General features: G+C 66.0%; 13 protein-coding genes. 2 read left to right on the forward strand and 11 right to left on the reverse strand.

Annotated elements, in window-relative coordinates:
- Positions 1-110: 110 nt before the first annotated feature.
- The 11 genes from rpmE to rpsB all read right to left on the reverse strand — a co-directional run bounded on the left by rpmE (position 111) and on the right by rpsB (position 12,785).
- Positions 111-581 carry a 50S ribosomal protein L31 gene (gene rpmE, locus F8D48_RS06995; protein ID WP_135971472.1) on the reverse strand — a complete coding sequence of 157 codons (471 nt, stop codon included), beginning with the start codon at positions 579-581 and terminating at the stop codon, positions 111-113.
- Positions 582-748: 167 nt separating this feature from the next.
- A complete protein-coding gene (locus F8D48_RS07000) occupies positions 749-1,129 on the reverse strand; it encodes a desulfoferrodoxin family protein (protein WP_135971473.1) in 381 nt (126 codons plus the stop codon).
- 253 nt (positions 1,130-1,382) lie between these two features.
- Positions 1,383-2,234: a prolipoprotein diacylglyceryl transferase gene (lgt, locus tag F8D48_RS07005; protein ID WP_151430740.1), complete on the reverse strand. Its 852-nt coding sequence runs from the start codon at positions 2,232-2,234 to the stop codon at positions 1,383-1,385.
- Positions 2,234-2,464 carry a UDP-N-acetylmuramoylalanyl-D-glutamate--2,6-diaminopimelate ligase gene (locus tag F8D48_RS07010; protein ID WP_135971475.1) on the reverse strand — a complete coding sequence of 77 codons (231 nt, stop codon included), beginning with the start codon at positions 2,462-2,464 and terminating at the stop codon, positions 2,234-2,236. Before F8D48_RS07010 ends, lgt begins: the two co-directional genes overlap by 1 nt.
- A 131-nt stretch (positions 2,465-2,595) precedes the next feature.
- A complete protein-coding gene (locus tag F8D48_RS07015) occupies positions 2,596-2,889 on the reverse strand; it encodes a hypothetical protein (RefSeq protein ID WP_135971476.1) in 294 nt (97 codons plus the stop codon).
- Positions 2,890-2,955: 66 nt separating this feature from the next.
- Entirely contained in the window at positions 2,956-3,186 is a 231-nt protein-coding gene (locus tag F8D48_RS07020; RefSeq protein WP_135971477.1) for a NifU family protein, read from the reverse strand.
- A gap of 41 nt (positions 3,187-3,227) precedes the next feature.
- Positions 3,228-7,940 carry a hypothetical protein gene (locus F8D48_RS11945; RefSeq protein WP_276490090.1) on the reverse strand — a complete coding sequence of 1,571 codons (4,713 nt, stop codon included), beginning with the start codon at positions 7,938-7,940 and terminating at the stop codon, positions 3,228-3,230.
- A gap of 206 nt (positions 7,941-8,146) precedes the next feature.
- Positions 8,147-9,661, reverse strand: coding sequence for an LCP family protein (locus tag F8D48_RS07030; protein ID WP_151430743.1), 1,515 nt, complete (start codon positions 9,659-9,661; stop codon positions 8,147-8,149).
- Between the two features lie 12 nt (positions 9,662-9,673).
- Complete coding sequence (gene murA / locus F8D48_RS07035) at positions 9,674-10,954, reverse strand: UDP-N-acetylglucosamine 1-carboxyvinyltransferase (RefSeq protein ID WP_151430745.1); 1,281 nt, start codon at positions 10,952-10,954, stop codon at positions 9,674-9,676.
- Between the two features lie 129 nt (positions 10,955-11,083).
- Positions 11,084-11,944 (reverse strand): translation elongation factor Ts, encoded by an 861-nt coding sequence (gene tsf / locus F8D48_RS07040; RefSeq protein WP_135971187.1) that lies wholly within the window; start codon positions 11,942-11,944, stop codon positions 11,084-11,086.
- Between the two features lie 31 nt (positions 11,945-11,975).
- Positions 11,976-12,785 (reverse strand): 30S ribosomal protein S2, encoded by an 810-nt coding sequence (rpsB, locus tag F8D48_RS07045; RefSeq protein WP_151430747.1) that lies wholly within the window; start codon positions 12,783-12,785, stop codon positions 11,976-11,978.
- Positions 12,786-12,991: 206 nt separating this feature from the next.
- Here rpsB and F8D48_RS11950 point away from each other — a divergent pair, with 206 nt between their 5' ends.
- Positions 12,992-13,408, forward strand: coding sequence for a hypothetical protein (locus F8D48_RS11950; RefSeq protein WP_240806264.1), 417 nt, complete (start codon positions 12,992-12,994; stop codon positions 13,406-13,408).
- Positions 13,324-13,701, forward strand: a complete 378-nt coding sequence (locus tag F8D48_RS11955) for a response regulator transcription factor (RefSeq protein ID WP_240806265.1) — start codon at positions 13,324-13,326, stop codon at positions 13,699-13,701. The genes F8D48_RS11950 and F8D48_RS11955 overlap by 85 nt, the downstream gene beginning before the upstream one ends.
- Positions 13,702-14,566 lie beyond the last annotated feature (865 nt).

A 14,566-nucleotide genomic window follows, 5' to 3' on the forward strand; every position in this document is an offset into this window, starting at 1 on the left:
TCCCATTATAGTTCGCAGCCAGAAGAGCCCTCGGGGGAATTTACCGGACTGCAAAAGAAAAGACCCGCCGCGGTGCGCGACGGGTCTCAAAGGTGCGAGAAGCAGCGGAACTACTCGGCGGCCTCAACCTCGGCCTCGGTCAGCTCCACGCCGGGAGCCTCCTCGGTCGTGGCCTCGGCGGCGGCATCCTCCATGTTCTGAACCTCTTCCTCGGCCTCGGCGCGAGCAGCAGCCTCAGCGGCCTTGGCGGCGAAGGCAGCGGCACGCTCGGCCTTAGCGGCGGCCTTGGCCTCGCGCTCGGCCTTCTTGGCAGCCTCGCGCTCGGCGATCTGAGCGGCGCGCTCGGCCTTCTTGGCGGCCTCGCGCTCGGCAACGACGTCCTTAGCGGCGCCGAAGCGATCGGCGAAGCGCTGCACGCGTCCACCGGTGTCGATCAGCTTCTGGGTGCCGGTATAGAACGGATGGCAGGCATTGCAGATGTCGATCTTCAGCTCCGGCTTGGTCGAGCGGGTGGTGAAGGTGTTGCCGCAGCTGCACTTCACAACGCAGTCCACATACTCCGGATGAATTCCTTGCTTCATGGGTTCTCCTATCTTCCCTTGGTTTCCGACCAAGGGTTCCGAATAAGGCTTGGTTTCCGACCAAGCCCGAGACAAGCCTGTTTATATTAGCACCGATTCGCCCCAATGCAAGAAAAAAGACCCGTGCTGCACGGGTCTTTCAAGAATTGCCGGGGAACGGCGGGGTTCTACAGCTCGGTCACCCACAGCCCGTGGAGGTTGCAGTGCTCGTACACCTTCACCGGGGTCTCGCCGGCGGGCACCGTGAACTCGGCGTGGGGGGCATCGGCCGGAGTCAGGGGCTTGATCTGATAGCCCTTGTCGGTCACCAGGCAGATGAACTGGATCCAGTGCTCCTCGGTCATGGGATGATCCACTGATCCCACGTTCACGATCACCTTGTCGCCGGCCACCTCGACGGCGGGTACGTGCTTCTCCAGGGCAGCGTCCTGGGAATCGGCCACGAGCTCCACCATCTTCTCACCGCAGCACACCAGCGGCACGCCGGCGTCGAACACCTTCACGGCGATGTTGCCGCAGTGCATGCACTTGAAGAACTTCACGTCCATCTTGCACCTCGTATCTCTTGAGTCGTTTTCATTGACAGCGGCCGTCCGCGCGATGGCGCAGTTTCGACCGTTCCCTATTGTAGGGGAAGTAGAACGGCGCTCCCGGAAGAGCGCACAATCGACACCGCGTCGTTATCGAAGCCGGCCCCAGGCGGGCGCGCGGCCATCGCCATGGTCAGCGGCCGGGGCCCGGGGTACCCGCGCGCATCGGCAGCAGGGGCGCCGATGAGGCCGCATCACCGATGCGCACCCTCTAGCAGGCCGTATCCCCCGCCTCGGGCGCCGAAGGCCGCTGGGGGCCCTCCTGGGACAGCTTGCGCCGGGCCGCATATACCAGCAGGGCGACGCCGGCCACCACGAGGGGGGCCGAGAGCAGCTGGCCCATGGTCAGCCAGCCGCCCCATAAGTAGCCCAGCTGCACATCGGGCTCGCGCACGAATTCGATGAGGAAGCGGAAGATGCCGTAGAGCACGAGGAACGCACCGACGAAGGTGCCGCGGGGGCGCGGGGGCAGCCGGCGCGAGAGGGCGAACAGCACGCAGAAGATGACCAGCCCCTCGAGCACCGCCTCGTAGAGCTGGCTCGGATGACGCGGCATCATGCCGGCAGCCCCGCCGAACACCACGCCCCAGGGCCCATCGGTGGGCGCGCCCCACAATTCGCCGTTCACGAAGTTGGCGCAGCGGCCGAAGAAGAGCCCCAGCGGGGCGGCAATGGCCCCCAAATCGGCTAAGGTCAGATAGGGTACGCGAGTCAGGCGTGCCGCCACAGCGCCGCCGGCGAGCAGGCCCACGAGCCCCCCGTGGAAGCTCATGCCCCCCTGATTGAAGGCGAGGATCTCGAGGGGATGGGCGAAGTAGTAACCGTCGCCGTAGAAGAGCACGTAACCGAGACGACCCCCCACCACCACGCCGACGATGGCGCAGATCATGAGCGTGAGCAGGTCGTCCATGGTCAGACCGAGCCGCCAGCGACGGGCGATGCGATAGATAATGAAGGCCGCCAGGGCGAAACCGGCCACGTAGGCCAGGCCGTACCAGCGCACGACCAAGGGCCCCAGGCTCAAGGCGACAGGATCGAGGTTCTGGTAAATATCGTTCAACATTATAGGTTCCCCTCATGGGCGCCCATGCCGGCACCCAGCTCGATAGCGGCGAACTGAACCTCCTCGCGCAGGGAGGAAGGAATGGGCTGGATGGCCGAGACGGTCGCCGCGCAATGGGGGCACGCCAGGGAGAACAGCGCCAGGTTCGGGCGCAGCACCATCATGGATTCGTAGGTGCGCACATCCAGATCGCCCGCCCCGCACGCCGGGCACGTTACCATAGCTCCCATGGAGCGCCACCGCCTTTCCATTTTGGAGTCCGCTTCAGACCCCCATTGTAGCAGAGGCCGTCGCCGACGGGCCGTCAACGAGAGCAACGACCCGACTCCTTCCCGGACTCGAGGCGCCAGAGAGAGGGTGCCTAAAGAATGAAGCGGTTGCGGCCGCTGAACTTGTCGCGGCTGCTTGGGGCCTCGGGATCCACCTCCGGGCCATGGACGAGAAAGTGCTCGCAGAAACGGCAGACCTGCTTGATGGCGGCCTCGTAGTCGCGCTTGGGGTTCAGCAGCACGTCGAAGTCGTCGCAGACCACGTGGGTCGGCCGATGGCACGCCGCGTAGTGGCAGTCGGCCGGGCACGGCTCACCCGGCACGTTGTGCGGGCAGCGCCCTTGCATCTCGTCATCGCAGCCGCGACGGCTCCAGCAGCCTTCCATTCCCTTCCCTCTCTCGTGAAAGCGGGCCCCAAAGGGCCCGCTCGGCTCATGGATTGTTCCGGGCCCTTAGGCGGCCGGCACCACGCTGGTCACGCCGGGGACGCGCTCCTTCAGGATGCGCTCCACGCCGTTGGCCAGGGTCATCTGGGACATGGGGCAGCCCTTGCAGGCACCCTGGAGCTCCACGGTGACCACGCCGTCCTCGGACACGTCCACCAACGACACGTCGCCGCCGTCGGCCTGGAGGCTCGGACGGATCAGCTCGAGCACGGCAGCCACATCGGACTTCTCAACCATAAGGCACTCCCTTTCAAAGAGGTTCTTCCGTTCGCAAGCCATCATAGCACAGCGCCGCGGCGGCGGGCGCGCAGGGCCGCGAACACCACAACGGCACCGGCCAGGGCGCAGCCGAAGACAACCAGGGTTGTCAAAGTCGTCTCGTCGCCGGTCTGGGCGAGACGCGTGACCTGGGTCTTGGAACCCGGACCCTTGCCGGTGCCGAGGAGGTTCTTGTCGGCCTTCCACACGCCGTCGGCATTGCCGCCCTGGCTGCTCGGCTTCCAGATGCCGGTGCTATCGGTATCGATGTTCCAATCGGGAACACCGTCGCCGTCCACGTCGATGTTCACATCGGGCTTGCCGTCCCCGTCGGTGTCGATGTTGACGTCGGGAATGCCGTCGCCGTCCACGTCGATGAACAGGTCTGGTTTGCCGTCCCCGTCGGTGTCCACATTCACGTCCGGCTTCCCGTCGCCATCGGTGTCGATGTTGAGGTCCGGATTCCCATCACCGTCGGTGTCCACATTCACGTCCGGCTTCCCGTCGCCATCGGTGTCGATGTTGAGGTCCGGATTCCCATCACCGTCGGTGTCCACGTTCACATCGGCCTTGCCGTCGCCGTCGGTGTCGATGTTGACGTCCGGCTTGCCGTCCCCGTCGGTATCCAGATCCAGGTGGTCGTCCGGATCGTAGGGCGGCTCCTGATCCAGCTCGAAGTACACCTCCACGCTATGATTGGCCAGCACGTCGGCGAACAGCACCTTGCCTGCGTCCCGCAGATCGGCGCGATCGGCACCGTCCACGACAATACGGGCCACGCGCCAGCCGGCCGCCGGTGTCCAGGACACCTCATGGTCGGTGCGAGCCGCCACCGTGGCCGTCGGAGACACAGTGCCTTGGCCCTCCGTCACGGCCGTCGTCACCGTGTACATCTCGGCCTTCAGATCGATGTGCACCACATGGTCGGCGTCGATGGCCTCGAAGGTGTAGGCATCGCCGGCCGGCGCCAGGTCGTACAGCGCGATGCCGGCGGTGCGCAGCCGTGCCGGGGGCAGCGAGACGGCCTCATCGTCAATGAGCACCCGCTCCACGGAATAGCCCGCGGCCGGCTCCCATTCCACGCGGTGGTCGACCCCGGCGGGCACCTTGGTGGAGCCGGAAATGAAACCCGGGCCACCGGCCAGCTCCGTGGTCACCGTGAAGTAGTTGGTGGCCCCCGTAGCCTCGGGGAAAACGACGACCACGGTGTGATTCGCCCCAATGGAGGCGAAGGTAACACCGCCGGCCGCGAGCAGATCGTCCCGTTTGATGCCGTCCACCTTCACGCTCAGGGGCGCTACATCATCGCCATCAAGGCTTTTCCAGGTGACCTCGTGGCTCGTGCCCGGCCGTACCACAGCCGAGGGGCCGGCAGTGCCGCCGCCCTCGCATACCACTGTCACGGTATAGAACTGCTCTTTATCCGAACCCGTGTCGGCCTGCACCGAAACGAGCACCCGATGGTCGGCCTGAACGTTCTCAAAGGTGACGCCGCCAGCGGCGAGCAGGTCGTCGCGCACCACGCCGTCCACGATAACCGACGTGACCCGATAGCCCTCCGGGGCGCTCCAGGATACCGCGCGATCCTCACCTGCCACCACGTCGGTGGCGCTGCCGGAGATGGAGCCGGCCCCGCCGACGAGCGCGGTTTCAATGCGGTAGGAGGGCTTGGCCTTGATAGCCTCGGAGGAGAGCACTACCTGCAGCGTGGCGTCGGCGGTCAGATTCGCGAGCGACACCTTCCCTGCCTGGATATCGGCGGCCGAGAACTCGTGGCGCGTCGTGCCCGAGAAGAGCACCACCCGCTCCACGGCGTAGGTGTCGCCAGCAGCGTTTGTCACGGTCCAAGCCACCTCGGGGCTCGCGCCCACTTCCAGCTCCATGGAGGGCGTGATGGTACCCGGGCCGCCGAGGATCTGCGTGGTCAGCAGGATGGTGGGCGTCGGGTCGGCCGAGGGCGTCTTCGCCACGAACTCCACCGACACCTGGTGATCGCCGGCAAGCTTGGAGAAGAGCCGCTCCAGGGGCGCCGGGTCGCGCAGGTCGGGATTCGGGTCCTGACTGTACTTGTCAAAGACGAGGGCGCCGTCCACAAACACCCGGGCAACTTCCGCATCGGCAGCGGGAGTCCAGGTCACCTTATGATCGGTGCCAGCGGCCACCACGACCGAGGGGGAGATAGTGCCGGGGCCCTTAGCCACGGTCTGCACCGAGGCGAACCGCGCGGGCGGAAGCACCTCCACAGTGAGAATCTCCACCCGGTGGGAGGCCCCTACGTTGGTGAACTCGATGGAGCCGCGGTCACTGGCAGGATAGGAGAAGCCGTCGAGGTAGATCTCGGCCACCTCGAAGCCAGGCTTGGTCTCCCACGTCACCGCGTGGTCGCTTCCCTTCCTCACCATCTGGGTGGGGGTAAGGGAGGCCAGGCCGCGGTCGCCGGCCGTACTCACGGTGAAGCGGTCGCTGGCTGGCTCGTCATCGGGATCGGGGGCCGGATCGGGATCGCCGAAGACCACGTGCACGCTGTGGCCGCCCTCTCCCACGGGGAAGCTGACAGAACCAGCATCGATAAGGTCGTCGCGCATGACACCGTCCACGATGACGCCCTTCACCACCTGGCCCTCCTCGGGCTCCCAGGTCACCGTGGCCTCCTCGCCGGCCTCGAACTTGTTGTCCTCGCGGTCGTTGCCAGTCACGGTCACCTCGCCCTTGCCCGACACCGACGTCTCCACCTCGTGGCGCGGAATGTCCGACGCCGTCGTGGCATAGGCCACGCCGAGGCTGTCCATGCGCAGATCGGTGAAGATGTGCTGATTGTCGTCGACGAAGGCGCCGCCGACGGCCACGCGGTTCTCGTACTCAGTGTAGGACGTCGTTCCCTTGGCCGTGCCGTCCGCGATCAGCTCGAAGTAGCCGCCGCGGGAGATGGTCGTATCTTCCACCGCCTGCACAGTAATGGTCGTGCCCTTCACGCTAACCACCCGCAGCTGCTGCTCGGAGCCGTCGACGGCCTTGTAGCGAGCCACGATGCTACCCTCGTCGATAGCGGCGAAGGCGGGCAGCTCCACAGTGATCGTCGCATCGTGCAGACCCAAGTGCTTGTGATCCTCGTCCGAGACGTTCTCGCAGCGCATGGTGGCGTGGAGCGCGTCGCCGGCCTGGGCGTAACGGGACACCGGGCTGTAGCCGGGCTCGCTCGTCGCAAAGGTGCGCGTCTGGTTCGCAATGGTGAAGGTGGTGGCGAACTCCGGCACCACGATATCGGCCACAAGTCCCACGGCGCTCATGAGCGTGGGGTCGGTGGAGCTGTCCGTCTTCACCGTGAAGCTCGTCTCGCCGCCCGAGAGGATGGGCTGTCCGTCCTGGCGCTCAAGTTCTTCGAGACCCGCCACACAGAAATCGGTATTGAAGGTCTGATGGGTCGCGGGAAAGTTGGGGTATTTGCCGGCCACGGTGCGCGATGCGGGGTTGAGCTCCATATCACGGTCTTTGTTCCCAATGGTAAAGGAGAAGAAATTGCTGAAGGGACGCACGTTACCGAGCCGCACTCGGTCGAGGGCCTGGGCGCCGGCCCTCGATTGGAGAGCCTGGTAGGCGTTGTCCAGGTCGGTGCCGTCCATGGAAACAAGCAGCTCGCCAGTAGGATTGGGGGCCACCATGAGGCCGTCGCCGCTGATGACCACCTCGGGCTTGTTCGTGGGGTTTACCGCCGTGCCGCCCAGCTTGAGCCGCACCATGCGGGTCGATTCCAGGTCGGGGTTCTCCTCGATGACGATGAGCTTCCAACCGCCGAAGCAGTCGCTGCCCACAGCCGCCTGGGCCGTGCCGTTGATGTCTGAGAACGGCACGTTGATGCCCGTATAGGTGCCGTAGCCCTGCTCCTTCACGAAGTCGGTCACATCGAAGTAGCAGGAGGCGCGCTGGCCGGCACCGTCCTGGTAGACGATCTCCGGGTAATAGCGCTCAATGGTGCCCTTGGGCCCCTTGAAGCAGACGCCGTAGTGGCTCATGGGGGCTTTGGCGGCCACGTTGCCCACGTTCCGCTGGCTGGCCGTCACAAGCAGGTAGGCCTTGAAGATCTTGGTGCTGTCGCTGGTCTGCACGAGCTTGGCCGTGCTGGAATTGGTGTAGCTGCCCATGAAGTCGGTGCCGGCATGACCCACCGAAACGCCGCCGATGGGCGAGAGCTTGTAGCCCACGGCCGCCTCCGCCTCGGGATCGACATTGAAAGGAGTACCCAGCAAGGGCTCGTACTTGCCCGTAGTCACCGTGTTGCCGGCAATGTTGAATTGGAACTTGCCCACCACGGTCAGACCGTTCTCGTCGATGGCGCCATCCTGGAAGAAGCCCAGGGTGTTGTCGCGGAACGAGGCGCTATCGGGCGTGCCGTGCACCCGTGCGATACCCGTCGTCCGGACAGAGACCGCACGCTCCTCTTCCACTGAGAGCTCTTCCTCCCCGTCCCCGGTGGCCTCCGCAGCCGTCGCTTGAGCGACGGCTGTCACCCCATCGGCCAGCGGGGTCGCGAGGGCTCCGTTCCCAGAAGACCCCCCATGGGCCTCTTCCGATGCCGAGGACTGGGTCGTCGCGGACTCAGCCACCGAGACCTCGTCGCCATCGGCCCAAGCGGCCGCAGGCGCCATGCCAAAGGCCAGGATCAGCGAAAGGGCCATGGCCAAAACCGGCTGTCGGCGCGCCCGAGACGCCCCTCCTGCAATATCCCGCTGCATCATGTCAGATCGCTCCTTCCGCTTCCACCCAGACCAGGCAACGTAATATTTTGGAGTTAATCTATCAATTAAACTCCAAAAGCAACGAAAAGGCAACAGAAGGGCCACCGGCCGGAATCGGTCGCGCGCAGACGCAAAGAGAGCCGTCCGAAGACGGCTCGAAGTCAGCGAAGAGCAGGTCCGGGCCGCCGTCGCGGGCGGCGCAGTCCCTAGCCGATCCAGTCCTGGCCGATGATGACGAGCAGGTCGGTATCGAACTGGTAGAAGTCGCCGCCGTTCACCACACGACCGGCGGATAGGTCGCTCACCACGGCCTTGGCCGCTATCTCAAAGGCGGCATCCTTGTAGATCACCATGGTCTCGGGATAGGCCGTGCCGTCGTCCACGTTGCCCACCGCCTCCACCTGGTAGCCGTCGGACTCCAAAAGCTCGCCGCAGCGGGCGGCCGCCCCCTGGATGCCGGAGCCGTTGCGCACCTCCACGGTGAGCAGGCTGCGATCCACATTGGCCACGTTGCCCGCGGCGCTCTCCGGGGCATTGCCGGCGCGCACGGCCTCCATCATGGTGGCCAGCTCGTCGTCGGACACCTCGTAGGTGCGCGCGCCGCCCTCGCCCTCCACGGCACGACCGGGCACCACGGCGGCGTACACCGTCACCTCCGACAGGGGCCGCAGCACCTCGCCCAGGGCGATGATCTGGCCGCTCGACCAGTCGGTGCTCACGGCCGAGGCGCCGTCCGCCACCACGGTCGGGAAACTCAGGCCCTCGCCGGAGCTCGCCCGCTCGGCAAGGTTCACCGTGAACAGAGCACGCATCTTCGCCTGAGTGGCATAAGAGTCGGCATAGTTCGACGCCCGCAGAAGCGTGACGGCCGAGGGGCCGTCCAGGGTCACGGGGCCCGCCTGCAGCACCTGGATGCCGGCCCGGGGGTCGTCCACCTCCTGATCCAGTTCCACGGCCACGCCGCCCACGATATCCACGATCCGCTCGATGCCCGCGGCATCGGTGGCGGCGAAGTGCGCGATGTCCACGCCCAGCAGGGACGCCACCGCCCGGATGAGCTCGGCGTCGCCCCCGACGGAGGTGGCCTCGGACAGGGGGTGGCGCGCGCCGTCGGACAATTCCACCGACACCGTGGCCGGCACCGATATGAAGGTGAGGGTGTGAGTGGCCTCGTCGATGCGCACGGCCAGATAGGCGTCGCCCTCGGCCGCACCGGCCGGGGTGGCCGAGCCCAGATGGGCGGTGCACAGGGCGAAGTAGGGCTCCCCCTCGGCGGGGGCAACCAGCGCCTCGGTGGCGTTGGAATCGCCCAGGGACAGCTGGGAGTCGGACAGGGCGAAGAAGGCCGACACCCCCGCGAACGCGGCCACGGCCACGACCGCGAGGGCCGCAACGGTCAGAACCGCGATGCGGCGCCGACGGGAACGGACCTGGATCTCCTCCACATAGCCGCGCCGGCCCCGGCGGCGAGCGTAGTCGGCATCGCTTTCCCCGCTTGTGGCCTGAACATCCACCTGCTCCACCATACCGCGGGTCGCGCGGCGGGAACGGCGGCTGTCGGAGAAGTCAACCCGGGTGGTGCCCACGGGGCTATCGTCCTCGCGGCGGCCGCGGCGGCCGGCAGGACGGGCCACATGGGAGCCGATCACGGAATCGTTCACCCGGCGGGACGTGCGACGGGTCTGGGAGGCCGAGAGCCCCTTCTTGCTGTGCATCGCCATGGAATCGACCGCCTATCCCCGGCTGGAGACGGGCACGCGGCAGATATCGGCGCCGAGGGAGGCGAGCTTGCCCGCGTAATCCTCATAGCCCCGATCGATATGCTCCAAATGGTGGACGCTCGTCTCCCCGTCGGCCACGATGCCCGCGAGCACGAGAGCCGCCCCGGCCCGCAGGTCGGTGGAGGATACCGGGGCGCCTTCCAGCTCGGCCACCCCGCGCACGATGGCATGATGGTCGTCCAAGGTGATATCGGCCCCCATGCGCATGAGCTCGGCGGCGAACATGAAGCGGTTCTCGAAAACGTTCTCGGTGATAACCGACACATCGTCGGCCAGAGCCGCCAGCAGCATGAACTGAGCCTGAAGATCAGTGGGGAAACCGGGATGCGGCAGCGTCTGGATATCCACCGAACGCAAAGGCTCGCTGCGCGTAACGCGCACCCAGTCAAGGCCGCATTCCACCGCACAGCCCATGGCCCGCAGCTTCATGATGGCCATGCGCAAGAAGGCCGGATCGATACCGTGCACGGTGACCGGGCCGCCCGTGAGCGCCCCGCCCACGAGGAACGTGCCCGCCTCGATGCGGTCGCCCACGCAGGTGTGATCGCAGGGGTGCAGAGCCTCTAGGGCCACGCCCTCGACCTCGATGAGCGAGGTGCCCGCGCCGGACACCTTTGCGCCCATGGCATTCAGCATGTTCGCCAGATCCTCGATCTCCGGCTCGCAGGCAGCGTTCTCGATGGCCGTGTGACCCTCGGCGGTCACGGCGGCCATGAGCATATTCTCGGTGGCCCCCACCGAAGGAAACTCCAGGTAGACGTGGGCGCCGTGCAGCCCGTCGGGCGTGAAGGCATGCAGCACCCCGTGATCCACGTCGAAGTGCACGCCCAGAGCCTCCAGGCCCACCAGGTGCATGTCGATCTTGCGGGCACCGATCTGGCAGCCGCCGGGCATGGCCACCCGCGCCTCGCCGAATCGCCCGATAAGCGGGCCGAGCACGGAAATGGACGCGCGCATCTTCGAGACGAGCTCGTAGGGAGTCTCGCACGAGTCGACGGATGCGGTATCGATGGTAAGGGTGTGCCCCTCGCGCGCGACCGCGGCCCCAAGGCGATCGAGCACCTCGCCCATGATCTCGATATCGGAGATGACGGGCACGTTGTGAATAGTGGAGACGCCCTGGCCGAGCAACGAGGCGGCCATGAGCTTGAGCGCCGAGTTCTTGGCGCCGGCCACGGTCACGTCGCCGGAAAGGACATGGTTTCCCCGAACGATGATGACTTCCTGGTTCATTTCTAGTCCTTTGTACGGGCGCCGAAACGCCCGGTAGTCCATCATGGGTTCATACGTCCCATTATTATAGAAAAAAGGCCGCCCCGTAAGGCGGCCTTTCTCTCATCGGAATAAAAACTCCAGCGACAGCTACTCGCCCAGGGCAAAGCGGACGAAGCCGGTGATCTTGATGGAACCGCCCAGCTCCTTGGCGCACTCGTCGGCGTAGGCGGCCACGGTCAGGTCCGGGTTCTTCACGAAGGCCTGCTCAGCAAGGCAGTTCTCCTTGTAGAACTTGTCCATGCGGCCCTCGGCCATCTTCTCCTGGATGTTCTCGGGCTTGCCGGACTCGGCGGCCTGGGCCTTGTAGATCTCGAACTCGTGGGCGGCCACATCGGCGGGCACATCGGCGCGAGTGGCGGCCACCGGGTTCAGGGCGGCCACCTGCATGGCGATGTCGCGACCGCACTTCTGGAAGTCCTCGGCGGCCGGATCGATGCCCTCCACCTCGAAGGTCACCAGCACGCCGATCTTGCCACCGCCGTGGATGTAGGCGGCCACAGCCGGGGCCTCCACCACGGCCACGCGGGCCAGCTGGGTGTTCTCGCCCATCACGTGGATGCAGTCGGTCACAACCTCCTCGACGGTCTCGCCGTCGATGGTGGCAGCGGCCAGAGCGTCCACGTCGGCCGGCTTGGCGGCCAGAGCAGCCTGGGCGATCTTCTCAGCGTAGGCCTTGAACTTCTCGTTCATGCCCACGAAGTCGGTCTCGCAGTTCAGCTCGACCACGGCACCGGTGGCGCAATCGTCGGAGACCAGCGCCATGACGGTACCCTCGTTGGTGGCGCGCCCAGCCTTCTTGGCCACGGCGGCCAGGCCGCGGGTGCGCAGCACGTCGACGGCCTTCTCCATCTCGCCCTCGGCCTCAGCCAGGGCCTTCTTGCACTCCATCATGCCCGCGCCGGTCATCTCGCGGAGCTCCTTCACCATAGCGGCGGTGATGTTAGCCATGAATTCCTCCTTCGGGGAACAGGATCGGTAGTTACTCGGCGGCGTCGGCGGCCACGTCGGCGACGACCTCGGCGGCAGCGCCCTCGGCCACGTCGGCGGCAGCCTCGGTGGCGACCTCGGCGGCAGCGGCCTCGCCGGCCATCTCAGCGGCGGTCACGTCAGCGCCGGTGCCGGCGATGACGGCATCGGCCATGAAGTCGGCGAGCAGGCGCACGGAGCGGATGGCATCGTCGTTGGCCGGGATGCCGTAATCCACGTCGTCGGGATCGCAGTTGGTGTCCAGGGTGCCCACCACGGGAATCTGCAGGCGATGGGCCTCATGGATGGCGATGCCCTCGCGGTTGGTGTCGATCACGAAGATGGCGTCGGGCACCTTCTTCATGTTGCGGATGCCGTTGAGGTTGGTCTGGAGCTTGGCCAGCTCCTTGTGCAGCAGGATCTGCTCCTTCTTCGGCAGCAGGGCCATGCGGCCGTCGGCGTCCATGGCCTCCAGCTCTTCCATGCGGCGCACGCGAGTGCGGATGGTGGTGAAGTTAGTGAGCATGCCGCCGAGCCAGCGGGCGTTCACATAGGGCATGCCGCAGCGGTTGGCAGCCTCGGACACGGCCTCCTGGGCCTGCTTCTTGGTACCGACGAACAGCACGGTACCGCCCTTGCGGGTGAGGTTGCTCACGAAGGTGTAGGCCGCATCCAGGCCGTAGAGGGTCTGCTTGAGGTCGATGATGTAGATGTCGCCGCGATTGCCGAAGATATAGGGCTTCATCTTCGGGTTCCAGCGGCGGGTCTGATGCCCGAAATGCGCACCGGCATCGAGCAGCGTGGTGATGCTGACTTTCGTCATGATCGCTCCATTCGTTAGTCCTCTGCCCGAGGTCTTCCCCGTCTGCCGCAGCCTTTTTCCGGTGGCCACTCGCGGAGGCAGGTCGCCCGAGCATGTGTGATAGTTGCCGCCGTGTTCCGTCCCGTGGGTGGACACAGCCTGTCTAAAATAGCACAATCCCCCGCTAATGCAAGGGATTGCGCGAAGAAATCGGGAAAGCGGAACGAATGCGGGCGGAAAGCCGGGAGACCCTGCTCGATCACGGCATGAACGCCGTACTGCGCACGCCCTACAAGTTCCTCGTGACGGCGAGTCTCCACGGCCTGGCCCTCGGCGTGCTGCTCGGCAGCGCCGTGCTGCGGGCCGGGGACGCGGGAACGGCGCTCCTCAATGCCCTGAGCTTCACCGCGGCCGCCGTGCTGCTGCTCCTCACGGCCCTTTTCGTGAAGATGGACTTCAACCACCTCATCTACCAGGTCGGCTTCAGCATCATGGCCACCGGAGCCCTTCTCATCGCGCTCGCCCCGCCGCCCCGGCCCCCGGGGAGTTCGTCCAGTTCGTGGGCTTCTGCTACGTGCACCTCATCATGTGGAGCCTGTGCTCCTACCTCACCAAGTCCTTCGCCCTGCCGGCTCCCTGGGTGATGGCCTGGCCCACCTGCTGCCTCATGGCGGGACAGCTCATCGGCGGCGCGGCGGCGGCCCTCGTCCAACAGCCGGATGCGCTGGCCTGGACGACCACCCTGGCCCTGCTTGCTCGGGGCCGCAACCGCCGCTACATCAGCGAGAAGCTGGTCGTCTCCGAGGAGACCGTGAAGAGCCACGTCTCGAGCATCTATGCCAAGCTGGGCGTCCATACCCAGCAAGAGCTCCTCGATGTGGTGGAGGTATCGGTCGCCGCCCTGCGCGACGGGGCCGGTCCCACCCCCTTCGCCTGAGGGACGCAACGGCCGCGCGGGGCCATTGGGCCGCCGAAAGCCAGCGCTATGGGCCGGCTCTGAACCTGGGTAGGCGCCCCCTCCTCGCCTCTCCACGCAAAAGGGGCCCGGTCGACCGTTCGTCGTCCGGGCCCCTCTCGTTCGAACCGGCGGAGAAGATCGCGGCACCGCCGCATCCCGCCCAGCCAAACGCAAGATGGCCGAACGGCCAGCGCCGCTCGCAGGAGCCGCCGCATTCCCGGAAATGCAATCTCTCCCCATCGGCCGCTTTCGGCTGACCATTTCTGGCAGAAAATGCCGATCTGCACGGTCGGATCGTTGATTCGGGACGTGATTCCCTCCCAGAAAGCCCCGATCGCGCCCTTTTCCGACACAAAACGACGATGCGCCTGTGCGCATCGGCATTCTGGGACGCGATTCCCCGCAGAAAGAACCCAACCGTGCCTTTTTCTAGCAGAAAACGTCGATGCGCCCGTGCACACCGCACATTCGGGGCAGAAACGGCTGCCACCTCGGCGCGGTGGCCCGCTTTCCTAGCGGTAAGCGACGATCCGACCGTGCAGATCGGTATTTTCCGCCGCTTTCAGCCCCGCCCCGAAAGCCCTCCGCGCACCACCGCAACGCCCAGCGCCTTGCCCGTCCGCCTCACTGCGCGCACGGCCGGGATGGCCGCCACGACGCTCACTCCCCCAACGCAAAAAAGGTGCGGCGTCCTGGGGACGGCCGCACCTTAGAAGATGAGTTAAGGCTCAAAAAGTGTGCTCCCCACGATGAGTAACCGCGAGGTCGTGCTCGATAAATCGACGCCGCAAGTTGCTCCGCGCCAACTTCTCACTGGCTCAAAAAGCGTGCTCCCGTAGCTGTT

It is taken from the genome of Adlercreutzia muris (assembly GCF_008831045.1).
Lineage (GTDB): Bacteria > Actinomycetota > Coriobacteriia > Coriobacteriales > Eggerthellaceae > Adlercreutzia > Adlercreutzia muris.

What these genes read in the sequence shown, in the direction of transcription:
- rpmE (WP_135971472.1), bottom strand. Translation starts at nt 581, where the DNA reads ATGAAGCAAGGAATTCATCCGGAGTATGTGGACTGCGTTGTGAAGTGC.
- F8D48_RS07000 (WP_135971473.1), bottom strand. Translation starts at nt 1,129, where the DNA reads ATGGACGTGAAGTTCTTCAAGTGCATGCACTGCGGCAACATCGCCGTG.
- lgt (WP_151430740.1), bottom strand. Translation starts at nt 2,234, where the DNA reads ATGTTGAACGATATTTACCAGAACCTCGATCCTGTCGCCTTGAGCCTG.
- F8D48_RS07010 (WP_135971475.1), bottom strand. Translation starts at nt 2,464, where the DNA reads ATGGGAGCTATGGTAACGTGCCCGGCGTGCGGGGCGGGCGATCTGGAT.
- F8D48_RS07015 (WP_135971476.1), bottom strand. Translation starts at nt 2,889, where the DNA reads ATGGAAGGCTGCTGGAGCCGTCGCGGCTGCGATGACGAGATGCAAGGG.
- F8D48_RS07020 (WP_135971477.1), bottom strand. Translation starts at nt 3,186, where the DNA reads ATGGTTGAGAAGTCCGATGTGGCTGCCGTGCTCGAGCTGATCCGTCCG.
- F8D48_RS11945 (WP_276490090.1), bottom strand. Translation starts at nt 7,940, where the DNA reads ATGATGCAGCGGGATATTGCAGGAGGGGCGTCTCGGGCGCGCCGACAG.
- F8D48_RS07030 (WP_151430743.1), bottom strand. Translation starts at nt 9,661, where the DNA reads ATGGCGATGCACAGCAAGAAGGGGCTCTCGGCCTCCCAGACCCGTCGC.
- murA (WP_151430745.1), bottom strand. Translation starts at nt 10,954, where the DNA reads ATGAACCAGGAAGTCATCATCGTTCGGGGAAACCATGTCCTTTCCGGC.
- tsf (WP_135971187.1), bottom strand. Translation starts at nt 11,944, where the DNA reads ATGGCTAACATCACCGCCGCTATGGTGAAGGAGCTCCGCGAGATGACC.
- rpsB (WP_151430747.1), bottom strand. Translation starts at nt 12,785, where the DNA reads ATGACGAAAGTCAGCATCACCACGCTGCTCGATGCCGGTGCGCATTTC.
- F8D48_RS11950 (WP_240806264.1), top strand. Translation starts at nt 12,992, where the DNA reads ATGCGGGCGGAAAGCCGGGAGACCCTGCTCGATCACGGCATGAACGCC.